Annotated in this window: 3 protein-coding genes; 1 reads left to right on the forward strand and 2 read right to left on the reverse strand. The window is 72.3% G+C overall.

Annotated features, from left to right (window positions below):
* The coding region (locus ACIQ3R_RS15385; protein ID WP_397419738.1) for a GNAT family N-acetyltransferase at positions 1-427 on the reverse strand (427 nt) is incomplete at its 3' end.
* Positions 428-766: 339 nt separating this feature from the next.
* Between ACIQ3R_RS15385 and ACIQ3R_RS15390 the strand changes: the two genes are divergently transcribed.
* Positions 767-3,436, forward strand: a complete 2,670-nt coding sequence (locus tag ACIQ3R_RS15390) for an ATP-dependent DNA helicase (protein WP_397419740.1) — start codon at positions 767-769, stop codon at positions 3,434-3,436.
* Between the two features lie 529 nt (positions 3,437-3,965).
* On the opposite strand, the gene aroB is transcribed toward ACIQ3R_RS15390, so the two are convergent.
* On the reverse strand, positions 3,966-4,756 hold a 791-nt coding region (gene aroB, locus ACIQ3R_RS15395; RefSeq protein ID WP_397419739.1), incomplete at its 5' end, for a 3-dehydroquinate synthase.

Consider the following 4,756-nt stretch of genomic DNA (forward strand, 5'->3'; position numbering starts at 1 on the left):
GCCCGGGCAGGATCACATCCGGTGCGACCTGAAAGCCGACGCGCTGGAAGTAGGGCAGATCCCCGACCAGCACCACGCAGCTCTCGCCTGCGGCCTGCGCCGCCTCGCAGGCTCTGGTGACCAGGGCTGCGCCCAGCCCATGGCGGCGGTCATCGGCCTCGACGGCCAGCGGCCCCAGGAAGGTGATCGGCGACCCGCCGGCGCGGGCGCGCCACATCCGAACCACGCCCAGCAGGCGGCCGTCTTCCACCGCCACGAACGAAAGGTCCGGCGCAAACGCGGCGATCTCCCGGACGCGCTCGGAGACCTTGGCGAAGCGGCCCGGGCCGAACGCGCGATTGAGCAGCGCCTCGATGGGCTGGCCGTGGGCGGGAATTTCGTTGACGAGAATGAGCGCCGGCGCGGGCCGGCAGGGGTCGAGGGACATGGATTCCGATCTCGCGAGAAAGGCGACGGGGCCGCGCATCGCGCGGGGGCGGCGGTCAGGCGCGCAAACGTCGTCGCATGTCAGGGCCCTCCGGGCCGTGGATCGGAGGCGCGCGGATAGGGCCAAACGCCCAGCGCGTCAACAACAAGGACCCTGCGCGCCGCCGATGAGGTTCCCCTTCCGTTCGCGATCCAGCCCGCGTAGCCTTGCAGGGTGACTCTCGCCCCGACCCAACCCTTCACGCTCGCGCCCGCGCTGGTGGTCCTGCCCGGACCTCGCGCGGGCGTCTGCACGCCGGCTGGAGACGCCCAGCCGCTCCGGGCGCCCGACGCGCGGGACATGCTGCTCGCCGCCCCGGTGCTGGTGGCGCATGCGACCCTCACGGCGCGGCGGCTGGGGCTTGATCCGCCGTCGCGCAGTCCGCGGCTGTTCGATGCGCTGGAGCTGTTCGCCTTCGTGCGGCCGGCCCAGTTCGCCGCGCCCTCGGCGGCGGGGCTGGCCCTGGCGCTCGGACGGCCCGAACCCCGGGGCGCCGAGGCGCAGGCCGCATCCCTGCGCGAGGCGGTTGCGATCCTGCTGGCGGAGCTGGCCGAGGCGCCTGTCCCCTCCCGCGAGGAAGCGCTGGCCCTGGCCGAGACGCTGCAGCGCGCGGGCTGGGCCTGGGGCGGGCCGTGCGTGGCGGCTCTGCGGTCGCAGCCCGTCTCCAACCATTTCCGGTCTTCCGGGCTCGATGTCTGGGCGCGGCTGGCGGAGTGGGAGGCCGAGGCGCCGCCTGGAGAGCCGGGCTCGGCCTCGGTGTCCCCGGAGGCCGCCGCCGCCCGCCTGGCCGAACTGCTCACCCGGGCCGGTCTCGACGAAGCCCGCCCCGCCCAGGCCGACTATGCGCGGGAGACAGCCTTCGCCTTTCAGCCGCGCGACCGCGAGGATGAACCCAACATGATGCTGGCCGAGGCCGGCACCGGCGTCGGCAAGACCCTGGGCTATCTGGCTCCGGCATCGCTTTGGGCCGAGGCCAACGGCCCCTCCGTCTGGGTCTCCACCTTCACCCGCGCGCTGCAACGCCAGATCGAGCGCGAGAGCCGCGCGCTGTGGCCCGACCCGGCGGTGCGGGCGAAGAAGGCGGTCGTCCGCAAGGGCCGCGAGAACTATCTCTGCCTGCTCAACCTGCAGGACCAGGTCAACACCGCCCAGCTGGGCCAGGGCGACCTGATCGGCCTCGGTCTCGTCGCCCGCTGGGCGCGCGTGAGCCGCGACGGCGACATGACCGGCGGTGACTTTCCCGCCTGGCTGCCCAGCCTGTTCGCCGTGACGCCGGCCGCCCAGGCCAGCGCACAGAACCTCGTCGACCGGCGCGGCGAGTGCGTCCACGCGGGCTGCCAGCACTACCGGACCTGCTTCGTGGAGAAGGCGATCCGCGGTTCGCGCAGGGCCGATATCGTCATCGCCAATCACGCCCTGGTGCTCTCCCAGGCGGCGTTCGACGGCGCGCGGGCGGCGCGCGGTTCCAAGGGCGACGGCGAGACCACGCGGCTGAAGCGCATCGTGTTCGACGAGGGCCATCACCTGTTCGACGCCGCCGACAGCGCCTTCTCCGCCGCCCTGTCCGGCGCCGAGGCGGCCGAACTGCGCCGCTGGATCCGCGGGCCGGAGGGTCGTGGGCGACGGGGCCGAGGGTTGGAAGCGCGCCTCTCCGACATGCTGGGCGACCGTGAAACGGCCCGGAGCGCGCTCAATGAGGCGCTGCGGAGCGCCTCGGCGCTGCCCGGCGAGGGGTGGAGCGGCCGGATCGCGCCGCCCGGCGGCGAGGTGAACCCGCAGGGCCCGATCGAGGCGTTTCTGGTGGCGATGCTGGATCAGCTGCGGGCGCGCGCGGCGCCGTCCGACATCGGCATGGAGTGCGCGGCGCGTCCGGCCCTGGACCGGGTGCGCGAAACCGCCCGCGAGGCCGCCCAGGCGCTTGGCCGGCTGGAATCGCCGCTGCTGGCCCTGGCCCGCGCTCTGGAAGACGTGCTGGATGTCGAGGCCGAGACGCTATCCGGCTCGGAGCGGGCGCGGATCGAAGGCGCCCTGCGCGGGCTAGACCGGCGGGCGCGGATGATGTTGCCGGCCTGGCGCTCGATGCTGACCGCCCTGGACGAAACCACGGAGGACGATCCCGAGTTCGTCGACTGGTTCGAGGCGACGATCATGTACGGTCGGGTGGTGGACGCCGCCTGTCGCCGGCACTGGGTGGACCCCACCGAGCCGCTGACCAATGCGGTGATCCTCCCGGCCCACGGGGTGCTGGTGACTTCGGCCACCCTTGCGGATCCGACGTTGGATGATCCGTTCGCGCTGGCCGAAATGCGCACCGGCGCCGCCCGCCTGCCCGACCGGCCCAAGACCCTGAAACTGGCTTCGCCGTTCGACTACGCCGCCAACGCCCGCGCCCTTGTGGTGACCGACGTGGCCCGCGACGACGCCCGGCAGGTGGGCGCGGCGATGCGCGAACTGTTTCTGGCCGCCGGCGGTGGAGGCCTGGGCCTGTTCACCGCCATCCGGCGCCTGCGCGCGGTGCATGAGCGGATCGCGGCGCCGCTCGCCGACCGGGGCCTCGCCCTCTACGCCCAGCATGTGGACCCGCTGGAGGTGGGGGCCCTGGTCGATATCTTCCGGGCCGAGGAGGACGCCTGCCTGCTGGGTACCGACGCGGTGCGCGACGGCGTCGACGTGCCGGGCCGCGCCCTGCGCCTTCTGGTGTTCGATCGCGTGCCCTGGCCGAGGCCGGACATCCTGCACAAGGCCCGACGCGCCCGCTTCGGCGCCAAGGCCTATGACGACGCCATCGCCCGCGCCCGCATCGCCCAGGCGTTCGGCCGCCTGATCCGTCGGGGCGACGACAAGGGCTGCTTCGTCATACTCGACTCCTCCTCGCCCACGCGCCTGTTCTCCGGCCTGCCGCCGGGCGTGGACCTGCGCCGCGTGACCCTGGTCGAGGCGATCGAGGAGGTGGCGGGGTTCTTGGGGTGAGGGGCGCCTGCAACTTCGCGCGCCTCTCCGGTTCGGCCAGACCGTGGTATATGTTCTTTATTTGTTCTTGCCGATTGCGGCGGATTGAGCTACCGTCCCAAGTCTGCGGGGCCCGAACACGTTGAACGACCCAAATCCACTCCAACCCTCTCGCCAGGGATTGCACCCTCATGCCTGCCGCTGGCCTCGCGCCCGCGCGCACAGGAAGCGCCAATCGGTCCTATTCGTCGCATTCGCCACGTCCCGAACCCGTTCATGCGGGTTGCGGGCGCTCTTCGCGCACCCGCGCGCAGGAAGCGCCAATCGGTCTTATTCGAGACATTTGGCGGCGCACCCCAAGGTGTCATCCCGGTTTTCGCGCCAGCGAAAGACCGGGACCCAGCCCCCGCCACCTCGCCGCTCGCACCCGACCTATCCACCGAGACCCTGCCGCTGGGTCCCAGACACGCGCTTGCGCGCGTTCCGGGATGACACCGCTGGCGGGTGGCGAGCCTCTTGCGCGTTTTCAACGGTTGAGTCCTTGCGGCCTCTAACGCGCCCCTTCCGCCCGCAGGAAGTCCGCCACCGCGCGCGCATCCACGCCCTTGGCGGTGAAGGCGTCGCCCAGCGCGCGGGTCAGGATGAAGGTGAGGCGGCCGCCCTCGGCCTTCTTGTCCTGGGCCATGTGAGCCACGAGTCGGTCGGCGTTGAAGGGATGGCCGGGAACCTCGTCCAGTCGGGTCGGCAGGCCGGCGGCGGCGATCGCGCGCACCGCCCGTTCCGCGTCCTGGCCGGAACAGTGTCCGAGCCGCGCGGAGAAGCGGAAGGCCAGCGCCATGCCGGCGCCCACCGCTTCGCCGTGCAGCAGCGCCGCGCCATAGCCGGTCTCGGACTCCAGCGCATGGCCGAAGGTGTGACCCAGATTGAGCAGCGCGCGACGTCCCTGTTCGCGCTCGTCCTCGGCGACGATCTCGGCCTTCATCTCCACGGACCGGGCGACGGCCCGGGCGAGCGCGGCGGGTTCGCGGGCCAGCACATCGTCGCCCTTGGTCTCCAGCCACTCGAAGAAGGCGCGGTCGCCCAGCAGACCGTACTTGATCACCTCGGCATAGCCGGCCCGCATCTCGCGCGCGTCGAGCGTCGCCAGCACGTCGAGGTCGGCCAGCACCAGGCGCGGCTGATGGAATGCGCCCACCAGATTCTTGCCCCGGGGCGTGTCGATGGCGGTTTTGCCGCCGACCGAAGAGTCCACCTGAGCCAGCAGGGTGGTCGGGATCTGAACGAAGTCGACGCCGCGCTTGTAGATCGCCGCCGCGAAGCCCGCGAGGTCGCCGACCACGC

The organism is Phenylobacterium sp., from assembly GCF_044371015.1.
Taxonomy (GTDB): domain Bacteria; phylum Pseudomonadota; class Alphaproteobacteria; order Caulobacterales; family Caulobacteraceae; genus Phenylobacterium.